Source organism: Dysgonomonas sp. 511, from assembly GCF_010501105.1.
GTDB lineage: Bacteria > Bacteroidota > Bacteroidia > Bacteroidales > Dysgonomonadaceae > Dysgonomonas.
This window is the reverse complement of record NZ_QVMQ01000022.1, coordinates 89,722-110,384: the sequence shown is the minus strand read 5'-3', so window position 1 is coordinate 110,384 and position 20,663 is coordinate 89,722. Positions and strand designations below refer to the sequence as shown.

18 protein-coding genes are annotated in these 20,663 nt (G+C 38.0%); 5 read left to right on the top strand and 13 right to left on the bottom strand.

Annotated elements, in window-relative coordinates; all coding sequences use genetic code 11:
• The first annotated feature begins 37 nt into the window (after positions 1 to 37).
• The 5 genes from D0T57_RS10935 to rpmA all read left to right on the top strand — a co-directional run bounded on the left by D0T57_RS10935 (position 38) and on the right by rpmA (position 2,854).
• Positions 38 to 1,000 (top strand): helix-turn-helix domain-containing protein, encoded by a 963-nt coding sequence (locus D0T57_RS10935; RefSeq protein ID WP_163273531.1) that lies wholly within the window; start codon positions 38 to 40, stop codon positions 998 to 1,000.
• 30 nt (positions 1,001 to 1,030) lie between these two features.
• The gene (locus D0T57_RS10930; protein WP_163273530.1) at positions 1,031 to 1,501 is read left to right on the top strand and encodes a hypothetical protein; all 471 of its coding nucleotides are present in this window, start codon (positions 1,031 to 1,033) and stop codon (positions 1,499 to 1,501) included.
• A 93-nt stretch (positions 1,502 to 1,594) separates the two neighbouring features.
• Positions 1,595 to 2,137: a hypothetical protein gene (locus D0T57_RS10925; protein ID WP_163273529.1), complete on the top strand. Its 543-nt coding sequence runs from the start codon at positions 1,595 to 1,597 to the stop codon at positions 2,135 to 2,137.
• Between the two features lie 121 nt (positions 2,138 to 2,258).
• Entirely contained in the window at positions 2,259 to 2,570 is a 312-nt protein-coding gene (gene rplU, locus D0T57_RS10920; protein ID WP_163273528.1) for a 50S ribosomal protein L21, read from the top strand.
• Positions 2,571 to 2,590: 20 nt separating this feature from the next.
• A complete protein-coding gene (rpmA, locus tag D0T57_RS10915; RefSeq protein ID WP_163273527.1) occupies positions 2,591 to 2,854 on the top strand; it encodes a 50S ribosomal protein L27 in 264 nt (87 codons plus the stop codon).
• Between the two features lie 82 nt (positions 2,855 to 2,936).
• On the opposite strand, the gene D0T57_RS10910 is transcribed toward rpmA, so the two are convergent.
• The 13 genes from D0T57_RS10910 to D0T57_RS10850 form a co-directional block, all read right to left on the bottom strand.
• Positions 2,937 to 4,649 carry a hypothetical protein gene (locus D0T57_RS10910; protein WP_163273526.1) on the bottom strand — a complete coding sequence of 571 codons (1,713 nt, stop codon included), beginning with the start codon at positions 4,647 to 4,649 and terminating at the stop codon, positions 2,937 to 2,939.
• Between the two features lie 14 nt (positions 4,650 to 4,663).
• Positions 4,664 to 6,022, bottom strand: coding sequence for a PKD domain-containing protein (locus D0T57_RS10905; RefSeq protein ID WP_163273525.1), 1,359 nt, complete (start codon positions 6,020 to 6,022; stop codon positions 4,664 to 4,666).
• Positions 6,023 to 6,030: 8 nt separating this feature from the next.
• Positions 6,031 to 9,534, bottom strand: coding sequence for a T9SS type A sorting domain-containing protein (locus D0T57_RS10900; RefSeq protein WP_163273524.1), 3,504 nt, complete (start codon positions 9,532 to 9,534; stop codon positions 6,031 to 6,033).
• A gap of 2 nt (positions 9,535 to 9,536) precedes the next feature.
• Complete coding sequence (locus D0T57_RS10895; RefSeq protein WP_163273523.1) at positions 9,537 to 11,573, bottom strand: fibronectin type III domain-containing protein; 2,037 nt, start codon at positions 11,571 to 11,573, stop codon at positions 9,537 to 9,539.
• Between the two features lie 124 nt (positions 11,574 to 11,697).
• A complete protein-coding gene (locus tag D0T57_RS10890; protein ID WP_163273522.1) occupies positions 11,698 to 12,027 on the bottom strand; it encodes a hypothetical protein in 330 nt (109 codons plus the stop codon).
• 6 nt (positions 12,028 to 12,033) lie between these two features.
• Positions 12,034 to 14,376, bottom strand: coding sequence for a hypothetical protein (locus D0T57_RS10885; RefSeq protein WP_163273521.1), 2,343 nt, complete (start codon positions 14,374 to 14,376; stop codon positions 12,034 to 12,036).
• A gap of 170 nt (positions 14,377 to 14,546) precedes the next feature.
• A complete protein-coding gene (locus tag D0T57_RS10880; protein WP_163273520.1) occupies positions 14,547 to 15,614 on the bottom strand; it encodes a hypothetical protein in 1,068 nt (355 codons plus the stop codon).
• A 1-nt stretch (position 15,615) separates the two neighbouring features.
• On the bottom strand, positions 15,616 to 17,946 hold the full coding sequence (locus tag D0T57_RS10875; protein WP_163273519.1) for a hypothetical protein: 2,331 nt from the start codon (positions 17,944 to 17,946) through the stop codon (positions 15,616 to 15,618).
• Between the two features lie 488 nt (positions 17,947 to 18,434).
• Positions 18,435 to 18,716 carry a hypothetical protein gene (locus tag D0T57_RS10870; RefSeq protein ID WP_163273518.1) on the bottom strand — a complete coding sequence of 94 codons (282 nt, stop codon included), beginning with the start codon at positions 18,714 to 18,716 and terminating at the stop codon, positions 18,435 to 18,437.
• Positions 18,717 to 18,886: 170 nt separating this feature from the next.
• Positions 18,887 to 19,363: a hypothetical protein gene (locus tag D0T57_RS10865; RefSeq protein WP_163273517.1), complete on the bottom strand. Its 477-nt coding sequence runs from the start codon at positions 19,361 to 19,363 to the stop codon at positions 18,887 to 18,889.
• Complete coding sequence (locus D0T57_RS10860) at positions 19,363 to 19,812, bottom strand: hypothetical protein (RefSeq protein WP_163273516.1); 450 nt, start codon at positions 19,810 to 19,812, stop codon at positions 19,363 to 19,365. The genes D0T57_RS10865 and D0T57_RS10860 overlap by 1 nt, the downstream gene beginning before the upstream one ends.
• On the bottom strand, positions 19,793 to 20,260 hold the full coding sequence (locus D0T57_RS10855) for a hypothetical protein (RefSeq protein ID WP_163273515.1): 468 nt from the start codon (positions 20,258 to 20,260) through the stop codon (positions 19,793 to 19,795). Before D0T57_RS10855 ends, D0T57_RS10860 begins: the two co-directional genes overlap by 20 nt.
• Positions 20,260 to 20,663 (bottom strand): hypothetical protein (locus tag D0T57_RS10850; protein ID WP_221412303.1); only part of this gene is annotated, 404 nt, incomplete at its 5' end. The genes D0T57_RS10855 and D0T57_RS10850, both read right to left, overlap by 1 nt.

Genomic DNA, 20,663 nt, shown 5'->3' with positions numbered 1-20,663 from the left:
TTTTTGTGCAAACCTTTTACTTTTGCAAAAATATAAGATGAAGACCACTTCACTACATTTTCAAATAATAGAGGCCATAAAGAATCAGTTGCCGGCTAAGGCCAGTATATCCACATTGCTGATAGACGTATTGGATATAGGCAAAGAAGCCGCATACCGCCGACTGAGGGGGGAAGTGCCGTTTACGCTCGATGAGGCTGCAATATTAGCAACCCACCTCAATATCTCGCTCGACACCATAATAAGATCTAATCGGCAGGAAAGCAAGCATTTCCTACTAAATTCGACCAGGTTTATCGACCCGCAGGAAACCGACTACAAACCCCTCGAACTATTTGTAGATATATTGCATAAGTCGCGCAACGATTCGCATACCGAAACCGGATCGTCTACCAATATATTTCCGCAGACTTTGTATTTGGGCTTTAAGGGACTTACCAAATTCTACAACCTGAAGTGGCTATACCAGACACAAGGGATAAGAAACGTAAGATCGCTGGATGATATTGGCATCACACCACGGATGTACGATATACAACAACGCTATCTGGAAGAGGCATTCCAAATAAAATATACATATTATATATGGGATCATCTGATATTCCATTACCTGACGACCCAAATCAAATATTTTGCACGCATACGCTACATTTCCGAAAAAGATGTACTCATGCTAAAGGAAGAACTCTTCCGGTTTGTAGATAAACTGGAGTCGATAGCCATAAAAGGACAGTTCGACAGCGGGCAAAAGGTACAGTTTTATCTTTCGCCTATAAATTTCGAATGCACATACAGTTACCTGTCAACAGAAAACCTCAAACTCAGCCTGATAAATGTGTTTACGTTAGATGCCGCCACATCGTTGGATACCAGTATTTTCTGCAAACTGAAAAGTTGGATAGAGTCGCAAAAAAGGTTGTCGACCCTCATATCCGAAAGCGGGGAAATAGAACGCATCAATTTTTTCAACGAGCAGCGCGATCTTATCAGCACATTGTAAAAAAAATAAACAGACTTTAAATAAAACAAGATGGGACTATTCGATTTTTTCAAGAAAAAGAAAACCAATGAAGGACAAAAGGATGAAGACCTTGCTGTTTTCACCCAGAATATGGAGTTTAACGCAAATGCACTGGTCAGGCAATTCGACGACGAGAACCTCGATTTCAGCATAGGCAGCCTGCATACAATCGACAGCATAATAGAAGAGAATACGACATTTTACAATCAGGCAGACGATGATACGAAACGAAAGATGATCGTAAAAATAGGGTCGTACATCTTCGAAGTGGCACGCCGCAACTTTGGAGGGAGATACTTTTGGTACGACAAACTCGACCAGCCGATACTGGTTACAGGGCAGCCCGAATTTGAAATGTCGCTATTGGCCTACGACAAAGTAAAAGGACGGTTCGAAAACGGAAGCGAAGACAATATACCCTTTTTCTTCGACGGGTATGTGCAGGGCGTAGAAAATAAAAAGACCCAGATGATAGTATAACAGCAAGGGTTAAAGGCAATAAGCTTTTCGGCAAAATAAAATTTATATTGTATCTTTGCGCAAACATTTACAAAACAAAACCCACAGTAGATTATGAACAAGAACATTTTTATCATATCCCTGCTTCTTATAGCAAGCACCTTTATATCTTGCGGCAGCGACGACGATGGCGATATCCCGACCCCTGAGCTGCCAACTCCGTCTACATTTCAGGGTACATGGTACACCACCCAGCGTACAATAAAGACAAACTACCCCGAACTGGACGAAAGGCTTAACAACCTGTTTGGATACAACATAAAAACAAATACGCTGAAACGTGTAATAAAACCCCATTCCACTATGCCCGGAGTAGGTACTATCGTTGTGACGTCGACAAACAAAGAAACCGGTATAGGTTGGGAAAGAATAGACTCTTACGAAGAAGGTCCCGGCGAGGGAATACTGACTGTAAACGACCAAAGGCTTGGCTATCCTGCATATGCATATAGTTTTGGCCCTGGCACTATGACCTCTACTCTGGATATTAGTTATTCGTGGATTGTGATAATGGCAGAAGAAGTAGGATATGCAGGCCCAACACCTGTAGCTATGGAAGGTGTACTTACCATTGTAGAAACGCCAAATAAACCCTAATAAAAAATTTGAAAATATCGCAAGATTTTATTATCTTTGCCACCCGATTGCCAATAGGCCAACAAGTAACCGGAGATAAAACGGTTCGCCTCAGGCACATAACCTGTAAAAATATAAACAGATGTACGTAATTGTAGACATTCAGGGACAACAAATGAAGGTAGAAAAAGACCAAAAATTGTTCGTTCACAGAATCAATGCAGAAAATGGCTCTAAAGTAGAGTTCGAGAAAGTCTTGCTAGTAGACAAAGACGGCGCAGTAACAGTAGGAGCACCTACAGTAGAAGGCGCAAAAGTGGTAGTAGAAGTAATATCTCAAGTAAAAGGAGACAAAGTGCTTATATTCCACAAAAAGAGAAGAAAAGGATACCGTAAACTAAACGGTCACCGCCAACAATTCTCTGAAATCGTAGTAAAAGAAATTATTGCTTAATCAGTTAAAAACAGAAGAAAATGGCACATAAGAAAGGTGTAGGTAGTTCGAAAAACGGCCGTGAATCGGAAAGTAAACGATTAGGCGTTAAAACATTCGGTGGCGAAATAGTAAAAGCCGGAAATATCATCGTGCGCCAAAGAGGTACAACTCATCACCCTGGCAACAACGTGGGAATGGGTAAAGACCATACTTTGTTTGCGTTGATAGACGGTACTGTTGTTTTCCGTAGAAAGAAAGACAACAGGTCGTATGTATCTGTAGTACCTAATGCAGAAGCATAAGAAGTAGAAAATAAAACAGAATAGAAAGAGAAGGTGTCCCAAAAGTAAGTAAGGACACCTTCTTTGTGTTTAATACATTCCCCTAAAAACTATACGCATACGAAACAGTAGTCGTAATAGCGTCTTTTTTACTCTTATCTGTAATATTCCTATTCTGCCATACCATATTTGCATTGAGGCTGTGCTTTTTCTTCATCCTGTAAGCAGCATTAAGCCGGAGGTTGAAAACTCGTGCCCGGATGTCTCCGCCATCCATATTGATATTGTATGCTGTAGAAAATCCAGTCGTCAGGCTCTTTTTCAAGAATGAAGCCGTGGCCCCAACCATAGGGCCTATTGTATATGATTCTGTCGCAGCTCCGTAGCTATACGAAGCGTTTAGCGAAGAGGTTATATTTATGCCCTGCGGTATCAGTTGCAACCCGTAACCTAAAGCAGAATTAACAAAACGGGAAACACCTCCCGGCAGCGATATTTTTCCTTGCCTGTCAGCCGACTCCTGATAGCTGACTAGCAGGTTAAGACGCTGGTTTTGCTTCTCTGTTTTTTTGAAAGTGTACATGGCTGAAAAATCGAGGTTTTGAGACAATTGTGAGAATTGCAGCGTATCCATATTATCGTATGGAGACACTTCATTGATATAGTCGAACTGCGATTTTACATTCCTGTAGCTTTGGAAAGTAGAGAAGTTAAGCGACATCTGTAAATCTTCTGTAGGGTTGTAATTGAGGTTTACCGAACCTACGTACCTGTCGGATGATTCTTCTTTCGTATTATCCAGGTCGTCGCGTTGCACACCGAAGCTTACAGCAATATTGGCTTTATCGTCTTTAAGAAAAGGACGGGCAAAATTCAATGTGATATTTTCATAATCATTATTGAAATAATATGCGCCTAGCGTGTGGTATTCGGGATCGATGCGTTCATATCCTATCCCTATCGTATTCTTGTGTATCTGGTAGTTGAGCCTTGCATTTAGTGCATGGTAAGCCGAAGTAGATGTCTTTCGCCCCAGTATGTTATCCAGAAAAAACGAACTTTCCTTTGGGGCTCTTTTGTCTCTGGTAAACAGGCTGATAGCATACTCTACGGTAAAGTTCATGTTTTTTACGAAGTTGAGGCTGGCATTCCAACTGAATACGTTATTCTCAGCAGGAGTGATCCCCAGACTATCCATTACATAATATATATCTTCTTTTTCCTGGTCTTTTGCCCCAAAATATATCATGCCTACCGAGAACTTGGCATCATCGTATTGCACCTTTGCCCCGCCTCCAATACGCGAATAGTTGGGCATAATATAAGGATTGCCATAATCATATTCTACTTTTTTCAACAGGCGTCCTCCCATAGCGCTTACCTTGAATTTGCCCGGAGGCGTCAGTTCTACGCCTGCTCCTGTAAACTGGTGTCCATTGAGTGTATAAGGAGAGAAAGTCATAGACACATCGCCTATATGCCCGGTTATCCACTTATAAGTAGGGTGAATACTCAACCTGTTGGGCAGGGAAGGATACGATAAGTCTTTTCCCAGGTTGGTCAGATTGACAGTAATGGGTATGTTCAGTTGTCCGTATATATTGAAATTAACCGTCCCGTTAAGGTAGTATGTCCAGTCTTGCCTGCCAGAAGTCTGGTTGCCACTGTAAAACACATTACCTAGGGAAAGCCCCCCATTTATAGCGATAGGCTTATTTTCTCCTATCTTGCTGATTTTTTCTATATCAACCTGTTGGGCAATACCGGATATTGCCCACAGGCTGCATATCAATATGCTTAATGTTTTCTTTACCATTAGTCCTTCGTCGGTTATTGTGCTTTTTCTTTCTGGAATTTTATATCAGCCAAAATATATGACAGGCTTTGTTCGGAAACAAATGCCTTGATTTTTATAGCGCCTTTGCGTCCATCGGCTGTTTCGAATAAGATGATGCGTGGTACAGGGTTTACTATAAACCATTCTGTTGGGGCATCTGCCGATTTTATATCCAATGCCCTAAGTGGCAGGTCGTCTGTCATTGCATCAAATTGGCTTGCTGTAAAAGACAGCGGTGAGGTTTCCAGCAGATTGACTATATATGTTTGTGGTGCGCCGGCAATAGGATAAAAACCCGAATTGGCAGCTAAATGTGGCGAAGTGAAATAGCATTTTTCGAAAGACTGGTTGATGGCATAGAATACTAGATCAATATCTTTTCCGTCTATTTCCAACGGTTGTTTTTCTGCCACAATCTGCCTGTACCTTAGCGAGAAAAATGAACCGACAGTAGACGCTGCTGTTTTTACTCCGAATTTTACATCTTTTACTGTATATAAATTTTTGTTGGGCTTTATCACCAGTTCCTTGCTTATAGTCTTGGTTTCTTTTTCATTTCCGGCTGTCAATGTTATCGTATATGTTCCCTCCGATAAGATAGTGACATCTGTATTTTTTGCAGTGTTTTCGAGAATGTTGCCCGACGGAGAAACCTCCCAGGTATATGTCAGACCGCTTTGTGTTTTATTTACCAGCGAAGCTGTAAATGGTGCTTCGTAATCGAAGTCGTCGAAAGAGGGTTCTATATCGAAATCCACGAGAAGGGGACTGTCTAAAATTATCGTTTTCGATAGGGTAAAAGATTCCCGTCCATTGTTGGCAACCAGAGTTATTTTATGTTCGCCGGCCTCGCCGAAAAGTATTTCACCCGGATGCTGTTCTTCAGAAGTTTCGGGCAGCCCTCCTTCAAATGTCCACTTGAAAGAAACGGCACCTTCTGTTGTATTGGTTATCTTTACTGTTGCCGGAGCGAAATCGTTGATAAGCACCTCAGCATCGAAAGCCATAGTCACATACGGGTCGACGGTAAAGGTAAATTCTTTCAGGTCGCGCTCATGATCGTTCCATGCTTCCAGGGTAATGGTGTATGTGCCGGCCCCCTTATAAATTACATCTCCGGGTTCTTTTTCATTTGAAGTTTCGGGCTGCCCTCCTTCGAAGGTCCATTGATAGAAGTCTGCTCCTGTCGTATTATTTTCAAACGATACTTTTACGGGTGCAGTATAGTTATCTTCATCGATAGTTGCCTGAAAGTCGGCATTTACAAGAAGACGCGATTCCTTGTAGCAGGAACTAAAGCACAATAATACCGATATGTATAATAATATAGTTTGTATTTTATCTGTGAACATAGTAGGATTTAGTTTATGATAATTTTAAATACGGATGTAATTTCTTTGGATACAAAACGCAGGTAGTAAACTCCGGTTCCCAGATTGGAGTTATTGAAAGAAGTGTCTTCTCCCAAGCTGTTGGTTATCTTTTTACTTTCTACCAGTGTGCCATTATTATCGTAGAGTAAAAGGGTGTAGTTTGTTACTGCAGCAAGTTCTACCGATACTTTGAAGTTACCATCATTAGGGTTGGGGGTTACGATAAAACGCTTGAGGAATGGTTCCGATTCATCAAAATCTTCAATCTCTCCTTTATCTACTACTTCTATCGTTTTGTAAAGTATGTCTTTACACAATCCCTTGTTGCCGATAAGCCCGACTGTATAACTGCCATTTTGGGAAATAGAGAATTGCACCCTGTCGTCTGTTTGCTCCCATACCTGAGCTTCGTCAGGCAATATCCATTCTACTCTATCGTAGCCTGTGCGTATAATGTTTACGGCATATACTTTCACATTATTCGGTATTCTGGAAGCCACAACAAAGTCTGTAACCAATTCGTCGTCCGACTGAGCTACCTTTATTTCACTTTCAGCCTTACAGCCTATGGTGCTGGTTACGGCCAGTTTATAAGTTCCGGCTGAATTGATATCATAGATAGCTTCTGTGGATATAGGGGTGTTGTTTTTAGTCCATTGATATTGCATTCCGGCAAAATCCATAGTGCCATCTATGCTTATTGTTTGGTTTTTGCAAAGGGTAAAATCTTGTCCGATATTAACGATCAACGGTTCTGGTTCTTCCAATGTATATTCTTCCGACAGGCTACAACCGTTTGCATCCGTTATGGTTACTTTAAATGTACCTTTTGTTAGGCCAGTCCTGTCTCGGTTGGTCGATCCGTCTTCCCATAGGTAAGTATAAGGTGCAACTCCTCCAATGACAGAAAGAGCTATTTCTCCATCAGAATAAGCATTGCAGGTCGGTTCTTTTATTGTAGCCCCAACTTCCATGCCATTTGGCGATTTAATCTCGGCATGCCCCTGAACCGAACAGAAATGTACCTGACTATCCTGATAGCGGGCATCGCGGACAAATACAGAGTAAATACCTCGCGATAGTCCCGAAATTAGCGGGGTGGTTTCTCCTGTTTCCCAGAAGTATTGATAGGGAGGTGTACCACCTGTTACTACAGCTTCTACTTCTCCTATATTGTCGCCATCGCACAGAAGATGCTGGTTGGTCTTAACGGTGACTACAAGTGGATCGGGCTGCACCAGATTGAATATCAATGAAGTGGTGTCTATCTTGTTGCGGTCGGTGATGTTAACTTTGTAATATCCTGAATATAAATCGGTCAAGATACTGTCGTTTACATTGTACGTGTGTTCTATTGCACCTTCTTTCGATACTTTATACCATTGATAATCGTAAGGGAAAGATTTATTATCACCCGGTTTGTATGGTCGTCCTCCTATTCCGTGGGCGACTAATATGCCGTCGTTGTCGCCATGGCAAGTCACATAATGTCTTTCAGCGATATCTACAAGCAGCATTGGCGGTTGGTCTACAGCGATAGAGTCTATGGCTGTACATCCGCACTGGTTTTCCTCCGTTGCAGGGTTGACTAGCGGGTAATTGTCGTCATATACATACAGATAGTATTTGCCTTTTTTCAATCCTTTCAAAAGGGTACGCCTGCTGTCGCCTATAACTTCCAGCGGTTCGGGAACAAGTACGCGGGCCATATCGGCCGAATCTTTCCATACAATTGTATAATTGCCTGTTCCCCCTACAATATTTGCCCATGCTTCACCATTGGCACGTCCATAGCCGGTAGGTTCCTGGTATTTGAAGTCATATATCCGTACAGGTTTCACCGGTTGGGTTACTTTTATTTCCTGTTCGAATAAATCGGGATGGATAGGCTCACAAAAGTTTGTGTCACGCAGGTGGACAACATAATCGCCGGTTTTCAATTCTGTAAAATAGTCTCTTATATCTTCTTTCAATACGATATGCTGCAAAGTGTCCTGCATATTTCCTTTGGCAAACAAGTATGCATCGTATTTGCCTACTCCGCCTTTGGCTTCTACCCAGATACGCCCGTCGCGTCCATCGTTGCAGTGGACGGGGGTTTCGCCTATCTGGTAGGTGACTTTGGGGCGTTGGGGGAGAATAACATGATAGGAATGTTTCTTCCCTTGTGTATATGTATTGATTGTATCTTCCCTATTCGCTCCATATTTGTATGTTCCATATAAACCAATATCGTATTTTCCTGCTAACAGGTTGGATAAAAGAACTGTACTGTCTTCAGCTATTGTAATTTCCTCCCTTATATTCAGCTTTCCGGAAATACTGTCTTTGAATGCAATATATAGATTTTCGTTAGGATAAAGCTTCCTGTCGAATTTCAAAAGTAATTGTCCATCTCCGGCATTATTACAGGTTTCTAATATGGGTTTTACTGATTCTATATGGGGGGCGGAGAGGGTGACAGTTAGTGGTATGTCTGCAGTCTTTGTATTTACTGACGGACATGGATATATCCCTCTGAAATAAACATTACTGCCTATATAATCTATGGCGTTATTGCCTAATACTCCTTCTCCCGACAAAACGACATCGCTGGCTGTTCCAAAAGAGGTAGGCAACGGAAGCCAGTTTATATGGTCTTTTGAATATTGCCATGTAAAGCGGTTGTGAAATTCTCCTGAGGAAACAGTGGTAATATCTCCAATTGGCAGATAACCACTTTTGTCTTCCTGTTTTAATGGCGTAAAGCCTTTGTAGGTGAAATTTACTTTTAACACATTTCTGCCTGTCTGTAATATCCAAACAGTATCATTTCTGAATATGGCAGGGTTTAATTTACGTATATACACTGTATCTCTATCTAAAATGTAAGGTCTATATCTTACAGATATTTCTTCTATTGGTTGATTTTGGACAGGAATATAAACGGTCTCGAAAAAACTACTTGTAAGTGTCGATTTATCCAAATATTTGAACGTGATGCCACTTACTCTTCCGTATGAAGAACCGCGTAATTCCATGTCCAGTTTATACATATCTGAATATGGTTGAATGTTTATTGTCATTCGACTACCATCATCATCTTTTCCAATTAAATTTGTATAACCACTGTCGTAAGAGCCACATGGATACATCGTAGAAAAGGGAGTATTATGAAAAGTTTCTTTAGTCCCTCTTAGTTTGTCTCCGCTTGTAGTACTGTCCCAATGCTCTACATAGAGTCTTACACGTGAAAAAGCCTTCTCTATAGGGAATACCAGTTTATTGTATGTATTCCATGTTTTATCACCATAATATGTAGTTATTGTCCGTCGATGTTCATGGACTTTCTCATTTTTCTCATTATAGAAAGTAAGAACATAAAAAGCTTTACCTTCTATATTATGGTCATCAGCTTTCAGGTAGCAATTTATATTTACTACATATTCTTGAGCTATAATGGGGCATAAAATAGAAAACAGGAATATAAATCCTAAATATATCCTCTTCATTCTCAATTAATTTTAGTTTGTGCATTAACAGGTTTCCCATTTTGGTTTTTGATGACCAAAAGGTATTCATAGGTTGTGTTGCGTTTTGCTGTATTGTCTAAGACTTCGCGCTCCCATATTTCGAGTGTTTTCCATAAAGAGAGAGGCGATCCTCCTTCTTTGCGGTATATACTCACCATCTTTACATCGGGAACTGTATGCTCCCATTTCAGCAGAATACCTTTGTCTGTACGGCTTGCCTTTAAGCTTTTTATTGACATGCCCGTATTCTTTGCTTTAGCCTTGACAGCAGCAGTAGGTGATGGGGCAGACTCTAAGAAACTATTGCTCACAGCCACCACGTCATACTCATAATTGGTATTTCCTACAGCCGAAGCATCCAGATAGCTGGTCGAATCGAGATTGATAATTGTCATAATCATCTCACGGTAACCGGTCGTTTTGTCGCTGCGCGAAATGATATATGACCGAAGTTGTTCTTTGCCCGGAATCCATTCCAGGTACACCCCTTCGTCTCTGGCTTCTATCTTCGATATAAATGGTGGAGATGGTGGAATTACGTCCGGTTTATCCAGAATTAGGGTCTCGGATAATTCCGACTGGTTGTACCGTCTATCTAATGCTGTTATTGCATAATACACCTTTTGGTTCAGATTGTGGATATGAATAGAATCCTGATATTCATTTGCTTTTACAGCAATGTCTGTCAGCGGTATCAATTCTTCGCCTTCTGTCTGTCCGCGATAGATGCGATAGCCCAGCAAGTCGGGTTCTGTATTTGCAGTCCATTTAAGATGTACTACTCCTGTAGTATCCACATATCCTTCCAATCCTACCGGAATGGCAGGGGGAATGGAATCTTCCATTTGCAGAAGGAATGGGAACGAAACGGTTTCTTCTCCATCTTTTGGTATTGCAGCTATTACAAGGTAGTTTTCGGGTAATGGTTTTTCGTAAATAGCAGTCCTTTCATTAGGCTTTATTCCCGAAACGATAGGAGTAAATGGGCCTTTGTCTGTATCGCTTCTACGCAATTCGAATGATTGTAGCAGGTCGTTCCCATGTTCATCAAAGAACCACGAGACTTCAACTTTTCCTTCATCATCGGGCATAGCTTTTATTATATTGGGGTTGTAGATAAGTTTGGGGCTTCCTTGTCCCTGAATAGTATCAGACAGAGGTCCCTCCTGACTGAAAGCAGTCAACCCGACAACCCGATAATAGTATGTCTTGTTGTTGGCTATGGAATCGTTGTAAAACATACGGTCGCCATCCATCATATTTATCAATGGTACATCGGTAAGGCGGCGGAACTTTTTCCCGTCTTCCGACCGTTCGATATAGTACGAACTATAGTAACGTTCGAGCAGGCGGCTGTTCCATGTAACCATCACATTACCATTGCCCCACATAGCACTCAGGTCTAACGGGCGTGGCAATGGCTGGTAATCGTCGAGACCTACATAAGCGCTTCCTGTTTCTATATGTTTCGTTTCATCGGGACTGACCGGAACTATACGATAAAGATACCTCTCTCCGGGTTTTACGGTGGTGTCTTCATATCCCCATCCGGCAAACAGGGCGGCAGGGAATGACATCTCGGCGGCAAACATCGACATGGCAAAGCGTTGTTCCTGTTCTTGCGACAGGGCGATAATCTGGCCGATGTCTTTCTTTCCGCCCGACACTTCGAAGTCGTCACCATAGAGTGATTGGGCGATGATAGCTGCATAGTTATCACTTTGAGCTATCTGTTGCCAGTCGTCCAGCGGATGTGGCTTCAATGGGGTAGGGGTGAGGACGACTTTCTCGGGTATATCGAGTGTGCCGTCACCACGCATAAGGGTATAACGCTCGATGGTTATTCCATGCTTGTTGGTATAGTACCATGCCGATGGGGTACTGACAGCCCAACGCAACTGTATCTTATCAGTCAGGATGTTTGTTCTTACTGCTACCGAGATGGTGTCTTGTCCGTAGGTTATGGCTATGGGTAAGACGAAGAGCAGCAAGAGTAGTCTTGTTTTGTGTAGGTTCATTATGTTAGTTTCTATCTTAATATTTTACTAGTTTGGGACAACATAAACGCAATGGAAGGGGATTTTTTTTGAAATAATAAATGGTTGATAAATATATTATTTTTTAGTTATACGTTTCAGACTCTCATTTTCCTAACAGTTTTTTCCAATCACCAGTTTCTTTATAATCTCGATATCTATTTTTGAAACTAGGCATATTCTCATTCAAGAAATGGTATAGAAAAAATAGGGCAAGTAATAAAAAGAAGCAAATAACCCCTGTCTTTCCAATCCATTGATCTATCTTATACATAACAAAATAGAATATCATAGAACCGGTTGATCCAGAGCCTTGTCCGTAGGGTTGTTGTACTAAACTAGCATATTGTTCTGGAGTGTTTAAAAAAACAAAACAATATATCATAAATAGACATCCAATAGTTACAACTAAATCCCCCCATTTAATTTTTCTCATATCAATTTACTTTTTGGATTCATCAGCCAATGTATTAAAAGCTACATCTGGAATTAATCTTAGAATTTCCAGAGCTCTATCAGAATTACAATTGAAAACAATACATATATGACGTAGCAACTCGCTTTTGCTATGGTTACGCTTCTTCAACAGTTCATAAATTTTTTTCCCATATATACTTTTTTCATCTCCAAATAATTTTTTAAGACCTTTATATTGAATTAATTCAATTACACAAGTTTGAACTAAAGTCATATCTAATTCTTTCGTCTTCTGGAATCTATTTACTCCTGCTCTAATACAATTAAGAGCCATCAACTCCTTATCACTACTAAGCATAGAAGTAAGTCCGTACCAGGCTACATCCTGATAGTCGATATTTTTTGCAGCTTCGTCAAAAGTCATGTGATCACAAATCATTCTGATAAGAATTTGTACTTGCCAATTTATATAAGCCGTAGCAAGTGCATTCTTTGCCAGCTTTACTGTTATCTTGCGTGCTGCGCCTCCCGCATATACCCACAGCGTAGCTTCAATAACATCGTCCATTCCCAGTCCATCGGTAAGGAATCCGGCATCCAAACCATTTGCTTTTGCCCAGCCATTGTTGAATGCCTTTATCAGCCATGGAACATCTTCAAGCATTTGGTCGGTAGTCGGGTCATAACTTGCAGCATTGAGGTATTGCATAGCGAATGCCTGACCAAAGGTTACATGGGCAAAATTGAGGTACTTATTGGCTATGTATCCAAATAGGTAATAACTCATTTCTTCTCCATTATAATATAAGTTGCCATCCGAATATAATTTATTTTTATCTATTTTGCATACTTTCATTGGGTTTATTGTCCCATTTTTCATCATGGCAGTTGCCAGTGCCGTTATGTTTTCCACTGCTTGCAGCGAAGGGTCAGTTGTGGGTTTGTAATGTACGTTTTTCCATTTTTGCACAACGTCTACATAATGTTCCAAATCGTAATTGTCATTTTTCAGTGCTTTATATGTTATAAATCCTGTTTGGTATATCTCATCTGTATACTCGGTCTTATAACCACTTGTTACAATATCGAGTTTTGCATTTAGGGTCATGGGCGAATTAATAGCTACATATACAGGCCTTTTTACACCCAATAGTTCAGGGTTTTCGGCATAGCCATCTCTGTCTATCATATACCAGAAATTGACATTAGCATCCCGATGCTTATCCGACCATTTGGGCCGGTATGGAATATCTAAAGGTGTATCACTATATTTCGGATTGTTAATAGTAATTGATTTTTTGCTGCATTCATCCAGAGTATTTATCAGATAATTATTACTATTTGCACTGCAAGCTTCATCGTCAAGGATAGGATTTCCTATAATATCGGCTCGTAATTTTTTGAAATAATCCATTTCTTTTATTTTACTCTCTTTTGGTAAATTTACTCCTTTTACAGAATAACTTTTCAAAATAATATGGCAATTGTCGGCAAATCCCAATATAACATCTTGTGGTTTAGAATCTTTTGTATATATATCTTCATAGAATACCTTCTTGTCGGAATCGGATGCCGATTCGGCAACATATCCCAGAAACTCTTTAAAATTTGAATCATAATATCCTAACCATGTTTTACCGTTTATTTTGAATTTTGTTAAAGCTCCATTTGGAATATAATTAGGGAAGCTGGAGGTAAATGATACAGTCTCATAATCGGTTGGCAGGGTAATGATTTGCCCGGAAGGAGTCATAAAAGAATTATGACCGCTAATAGTGAACCCTGCATTATGCACAGATTCGGTAACTGCATCAATGGATATTGATGCCCCCTTGTCATCTCCATCCAACGGATTGCTAAACCAAGCCGGATCATTAATCACATCCCACTGCCACTTAGCCAAATGGTTGCCACCCGAATAACTCATCAGGTTATCCGTATCCTTTTCGCCGAATACGCTGCCATAGGTGCTGTCGAAAGTATGCGACAATTTCCACTTGCCATGTCCCAGTTCGTGTGCAATATTGTGGCATACCTTATCCTCAGAAAGCTTATCGGTAAATATATACCCGAATTGTTTTCCACGAGGCATAAAGCCTGCTTCCGAGCCTCCGCTCTTTCCTAAGATAAAGAGGTAGGTAGTGCCGCTTTCCACACTGTGCTTCTCCTTATACGCATTTTGCAGGGCTTTCATCTTGTCGTTGTATGCCGACAGCAGCTTGCTGCCCTCCTTAAACATATCGCTAAGGTCGCCTTCGTAGCTAAACGGATTGCTGTCTACTTCCCATGTTACTCCAACCGGATTATACACCTTATCCAAATAAGATTGCCCGGTACTCCTATTGGCCTTATAGCCATTCACTTCCACCAATACAAGCTTGTGGCTCTGTTTGCGATAACTTACAATATCGATCTTGTCCCCTGCTAAGCTCCAACGCTTACTAACATGGAATTGTAAACCATGCAGGGGTATTGCGTTTATATTGTCTCAGTATGTCAATGATCGTTTTCCTAGTTTTGAGTCGTGGGGGACTTTTATTATTTTTCGTAAATCAATAGATTCTGTTTGCTATCTAATATCGCTAATAGTTTATCATTTGCTTGAGGAGGATTGAAAAAGAATTGATCCTCTTCTTTTGAAGTTTCATACCATACGATTTCAGCTTTTTGGGTATCGAATATTCCAAAAGCATTTGGATTATCTATGCTTTTATACGATCCGGAAAAATATAAAAGGTTAGGCGCTTCCTGATAGAATAAACTATTCTTAATACGCCATGATTCTTTTGTTATTTCTCCAAAATCTTTTTTTACTTTTCCTGTTAAGGTATTTAAGTCTATATCTATATAAAATCTATGAGCAAAACCTTTTAATAAACCTTTTTGAGTATCTAAATGAAGACTATATTTGTCAAAAGGAGAAAAATTAAAATAATATTTTTCCTCTTGACCTAGTCCTAAAAGAATACGAAGGTCTTCTATATGATGAACCATTTTTCCTGTATCAATATCCAATCCAATAATCCGGAAATCTCCCATGTGTATCCATAGAATATTTTTATATATTCCCATAACATGGATAACTTCGACTTCTTGTTCTTGTCCAAATCCATTGATATATGGAGGAAAGTCAGAGAGGGAGAAGTCTATTGTTTGTACGTTTTTTACAAAATCAACACATATTAGTTGATTTTCCCCATATAAAAGAATGTATTGATCATTTATTAAAAAGAAGTACCTTGTATATCTTAATTGTTTCCATACCACGTTCTCTAATTTTATATTGATAATATTTAAGAATGTGTTATATTTTTCATCATAGCTTAAAAAAACAGTGATCCCTTCTTTTGTAATTTCACCTCGCTGTAAATATGATAAATAGACAGGTGTGTGTTTGTTATTAATTGAGATTTTAATTGTTTTTTCAAAACCATCATCCGAAAAAAATTCAATAAAGATATCTTCAAGAAATTTACTTATTTTATATCCTTCGCAATTTATAAATATATTATCTTGATCTATAAATAGAACTTTTTCTTTTATATATAATAAAGAATGTTCTAATAAAAAGCAATTCACATCAGAAATACTATTAGAATAATTCATTTTATTCAACTTTAAATATTTTATACCAATTACTATCCAAATTATTGATTTCTTTTACAAAATCCGCTTTAGAGTATATTCCATATTTTGAAAATGTTGTTTTTTGTGCTTTTATTAATTCGTCATATATTTGATAATTATTCTTTTTAAATACTTCTTGAAACTGTTCCCTTACAAATTTAGTAGGATCAGCAACTTCATCTTTTATCAATTTCTGTGCATCAATAACATATTCAAAATTACCTGATCGAATATATGCCTTTAGCTGATTTTTAGCCTGATCTCCCTTGAGTAATGTTTCAAATGAAGACTTCTTCCAACTTTTATATTCCAGTTTGCGTCCATTTTTTAATGTAATATCAGCGGCATAGTTTCCTAAATCATCAAAAGTTGCTTCAAATTTATCAATTTGTTTTATAAGAGAACGTCTCGAATTTTGTAAGTTTTCAAACATGAATTTTTCTCCATGAAATTTTTTCCATGTCTGAGCCATCTCTTTTACTACCTGATCGAAATTCTCGATATCTATTATTTCATCAATAAACTGAGGGTCTAATCCATCAAAGAAGTCTATCATGGCTTTTTTTCTGGCAGGAAGATCTTTTGACTTATTGAATAAGTCGTCTATTTGTGATTTTAATTTCTTCACATTTCCCATCTTCTTGGCCACCTTATCGGCCATTTTCGGAGCGATGGCTATGAGTTTTCCTGAAGCAAAGAGAGCTGTTACAGTCCTTACCGCTCCTTTTGTCGATAAATGGCTTATTCGTCCGCTGTCCGTATTGCCATCGTTCAACTCAGACCACTCTTCTTTTGTGTTTCCAGTCGCTTCCTCAATGACTATCTCTCCTAAGATGGGGAATAACTGGGATGGGTCTTCTTTTACTTCATCTTTTATCTGTTTCAGTCCATTGTATAAATCTTCCCTTGCCTGTTTGTCGACCACGACATCAAAAATCATAATTGCAGGTTCGGTTACGTCTGTCCAGGTTTTGGCTAAAGCCTCTATTGGTCCTGTTGCTACTCCTGAACAGGAGAAAGATATATCATTTTGTGGAGTATCTAGATAAACATCCTGTTTTATCCGGGCAGTTTTAGCTAACGTTGCTGTTATATCTAAACCGTCTGATATTATGCTTATGTAAGATGCGTTATTTTTTCCTATAGTTATACCTTTCCCATCGGCAAACACTTCCGTTGTTTCCACACGATTAGGCTTCTGTCCAAAGTCTGTTACATTATTATCTTTAAGATACTTATTGGTTTGTTCCGTTATATGTTCCGAAAGTTTCCTTGCGTTCAGGTCTTTGCCCGAAAGCTGTATCCCTTTCTTAATACCGATGGCTTTCACCTGGATTACCCCACCCCCGACACGGGTATAGCGGATTTTAGTATCAGAGTTGTCCGACCATGTCCCATTCAGAATAGCATCGTTGGTCAGCGGCTTCTCTATCTCAACCAGTTCATTGTTCTTTAATGTAAAGAACCTAAGCTTACCATTCCTATCGGAATATTCCAGTTCGAAAGACTGGTTTGCCTTAGCTGCTTTCTGAATTGCTCTCAGGTCGGTTAATACCTGTTTTAAGCCATCATCGCAAGGATTATCAACTTTTACTTTTACGTAAAGTTCATTCGATTTAACTTGCGTATCATTATAGCTGTTAGCGTTGATAAAGATATCGCTATGCGCACTTCCCCTGACCTTATTATCAACAGTACCGAAAGTAACTTTATTTATTGTGAGTTCAGCGGTTTGGCTATTATAGTTCACCTTCATTACCTGTTCGCCGCTCTTCAGGTAACGGGATTTTTGGGGATATGCCTGTTTGTTGTTTTTCTCATTCACATAGGAGGAAATAACAGGGTTTACTTGATCTATATAGATGTCGGCGACCCATATATTCCCATCCGAAGTTTTGAAGCGGTATAGGATATTCTTATTATCAAAATAGCAGGAAGGTAAAACTGTAATATTTTCTAATTCTATAACATTTCCTCCAGTCATAGCATAGAGTGCTTTTCCTTCTATATATATTCCCTCTTTGCTTATCGCTGATACAGCATCTTGTTCTTTCACCTTTTCTATACCCTTCACAAAGAAAGCATTAGTAGCATCGGCAAGGAGTGTCTCGTTCATCTCCCCACTCTCTATTTTTTCCTGATATTCAACCAATTCTTTACTAAATTCCTCTGCAAATTCCGCACTATTATAATAATCCAGTATCTTTTGAATATCTTCATTTAGTGGTTTGTATTTGCTTTGGACTGAGTCTGATACCACTTTATTAAAATCATCAGCCAACTCCTCGACAGGCTTGTTTTTGTCTTTCAATCCATTCTGCGGTCGTGCAGGGTAGTCTAAAATGTTAATTGATTCATTGTTAGCCCTTATACTATTAAAAAGTAACACATGTAACACATCTTACACGTTTTTTTATTCTGTTACTTTCCCTTTGTAAATCTCTTACATTCTGTACGATATAGATAAAGTAATAGGTGAAAGTTACACTCTGAATGTTACCTTTCTGTCCCCTGCCAAGCTCCAACGCTTACTAACATGGAATTGTAAACCATGCAGGGGTATTGCGTTTATGTTGTCTCAATACGTCAATGATCGTTTTTCCTAGTTTTGAGTCGTGGGTGGGACTATCGTTTAATTGTAATATTTTTATATTCAATTTTATTTAAATCACTTCTTCACATTTAAAGGAACACTGATATTTATTCAACACATTACTTAATCCTTTCAAATATGAACTATAATCTGTAATTTCTGTGTTTTTTATTTTTAATCGATTAATATTTAGAATAATAGAAATTCTATATTTTGAAGGGAACAAAAACAATCCACCTGAATCTATTTTTTTTGTTAATCAACGCAATACCAGAAATACTATTCTCAATCAAACTTTTCTCTATATTTTTTTGAACGAAGTCAAAATGTTCAAGACTCACTTTTTCCCAATCATGACTATTATTAATCATAAAACTAATTCCTCCAAAATCATTGAAACTCCATTTGTTTCTAAATAAATCTTCTAATAGGGATTTTAAATCAAATTCTTTCCCGAAGAAGAGGTCTATAGATGCTTGTGTACTCATGCCGCTTTAAAATATTTTGCTTTTCTTCTGAATAACTGAAAAAATTCTGTCTGAATTTTTTTTGTACTTCATCTATATTTTTTTCGAAGCTTTCAAAATTTCCTTCTATTCCTTTTTCATTCATCTTTATTGTTAGTGTGTTCACCAGTTCAGGAATGTTTTCAATAAAATCATTTAGTTCTTTTTTGTTCTTCAGTGTTACCATATTTTTCAAGAATACCTTCTATCATTTCTTGTAATGTTTTAAAATGAGTCCGAATGGTTGATGAGTTAAACCAAGAATCAAAACTAATACTAACCCAACTTTTCTTACCTTTTATATTATATAAGTTACCATAATTTACCAATAGTGGAGTATAAGGTGTATAATCATTTTTTGGAGCGATAATTATTTCGCCTCCTAATTTATCCATAAGAACCTTAATACAAAAAGCCCAAAATGCTTGTTGTAAAATATTTTGCTTTTCTTCTGAATAACTGAAAAAATTCTGTCTGAAAATTTTTTGTACTTCATCTATATTTTTTTCAAAATAAATATAATCACCACTTATTCCCTTCTCATTTAATTCTTTTATCAGAAAGTCTATATAATACGGAATCTTTTCAATGAAATCATTTAGTTCTTTTTTGTTTTTTAAGGTTACCATTATCCATATTGCTCTAATATGCCTGTTATTATAATCTGTAATGTTGTATGAGATTTTCCAAATGTAAACTTTTCAAACCAAGTGTCAAAAGTTATCCCCATCCATTTTTTTTTACCTTTTTTATCATAGAGATTCCCATAATTTATATATATTGGTGTTCCTGTCCCATAATCAGTTTTAGTTCCTAAAACTAGTTCTCCTCCAAGCTTATCCATTAATAATTTGGCAAAAAAAGCCCAAAATGCTTGTTGCAGAATATCCTGTTCATCTTGGGAATAAGTCGTAAAATAGTTTTTATAAAAACTTTGTACTTCATCTATATTTTTTTCGAAGCTTTCAAAATTTCCTTCTATTCCTTTTTCATTCATCTTTCTTATTAGTATATCTACCAACTCAGGAATGTTTTCAATGAAATCATTTAGTTCTTTTTTATTCTTTAATATTACCATTAGAATACTTGTTAATGATATAAGTTACAGTAGATTGTAGTGTTCCTAGAAATTTATCTAATAAAATGGTGTTTAACCAAGAATCCACTGGGATACCATTCCATTTTTTCTTTCCTTTTTTATCATACAAATTGCCGTAATTAATTAGCATTGGCGTTCCTGATCCATATACATTTTTTGGAGTAATAATTAATTCTCCTCCTAGATTGTCCATTAATAATTTATTAAAAAAAGCCCAAAATCCTAATCTAATAATATCCTGCTTTTCTTCTGAATAACTGAAAAAATTCTGTCTGAAAAATTTTTGTACTTCATCTATATTTTTTTCAAAATAAATATAATCACCGCTTATTCCCTTCTCGTTTAATTCTTTTATAAGAAAGTCTATATAATACGGAATCTTTTCAATGAAATCATTTAGTTCTTTTTTGTTTTTTAAGGTTACCATTATCCATATTGCTCTAATATGCCTGTTATTATAATCTGTAATGTTGTATGAGATTTTCCAAATGTAAACTTTTCAAACCAAGTGTCAAAAGTTATCCCCATCCATTTTTTCTTACCTTTTTTATCATAGAGATTCCCATAATTTATATATATTGGTGTTCCTGTCCCATAATCAGTTTTAGTTCCTAAAACTAATTCTCCTCCAAGCTTATCCATTAATAATTTGGCACAAAAAGCCCAAAATGCTTGTTGCAGAATATCCTGTTCATCTTGGGAATAAGTCGTAAAATAGTTTTTATAAAAAATTTGTACTTCATCTATATTTTTTTCGAAGCTTTCAAAATTTCCTTCTATTCCTTTTTCATTCATCTTTATTGTTAGTGTGTTCACCAGTTCAGGAATGT

Excerpts from the sequence above, each read along its gene's own strand:
- D0T57_RS10855 (WP_163273515.1), bottom strand. The coding sequence starts at position 20,260 with ATGGTAACCTTAAAAAACAAAAAAGAACTAAATGATTTCATTGAAAAG.
- D0T57_RS10930 (WP_163273530.1), top strand. The coding sequence starts at position 1,031 with ATGGGACTATTCGATTTTTTCAAGAAAAAGAAAACCAATGAAGGACAA.
- D0T57_RS10865 (WP_163273517.1), bottom strand. The coding sequence starts at position 19,363 with ATGGTAACCTTAAAAAACAAAAAAGAACTAAATGATTTCATTGAAAAG.
- D0T57_RS10900 (WP_163273524.1), bottom strand. The coding sequence starts at position 9,534 with ATGAAGAGGATATATTTAGGATTTATATTCCTGTTTTCTATTTTATGC.
- D0T57_RS10880 (WP_163273520.1), bottom strand. The coding sequence starts at position 15,614 with ATGAATTATTCTAATAGTATTTCTGATGTGAATTGCTTTTTATTAGAA.
- D0T57_RS10925 (WP_163273529.1), top strand. The coding sequence starts at position 1,595 with ATGAACAAGAACATTTTTATCATATCCCTGCTTCTTATAGCAAGCACC.
- D0T57_RS10860 (WP_163273516.1), bottom strand. The coding sequence starts at position 19,812 with ATGGTAATATTAAAGAATAAAAAAGAACTAAATGATTTCATTGAAAAC.
- D0T57_RS10895 (WP_163273523.1), bottom strand. The coding sequence starts at position 11,573 with ATGAACCTACACAAAACAAGACTACTCTTGCTGCTCTTCGTCTTACCC.
- D0T57_RS10910 (WP_163273526.1), bottom strand. The coding sequence starts at position 4,649 with ATGGTAAAGAAAACATTAAGCATATTGATATGCAGCCTGTGGGCAATA.
- D0T57_RS10870 (WP_163273518.1), bottom strand. The coding sequence starts at position 18,716 with ATGAGTACACAAGCATCTATAGACCTCTTCTTCGGGAAAGAATTTGAT.
- D0T57_RS10935 (WP_163273531.1), top strand. The coding sequence starts at position 38 with ATGAAGACCACTTCACTACATTTTCAAATAATAGAGGCCATAAAGAAT.
- rplU (WP_163273528.1), top strand. The coding sequence starts at position 2,259 with ATGTACGTAATTGTAGACATTCAGGGACAACAAATGAAGGTAGAAAAA.
- rpmA (WP_163273527.1), top strand. The coding sequence starts at position 2,591 with ATGGCACATAAGAAAGGTGTAGGTAGTTCGAAAAACGGCCGTGAATCG.
- D0T57_RS10905 (WP_163273525.1), bottom strand. The coding sequence starts at position 6,022 with ATGTTCACAGATAAAATACAAACTATATTATTATACATATCGGTATTA.
- D0T57_RS10890 (WP_163273522.1), bottom strand. The coding sequence starts at position 12,027 with ATGAGAAAAATTAAATGGGGGGATTTAGTTGTAACTATTGGATGTCTA.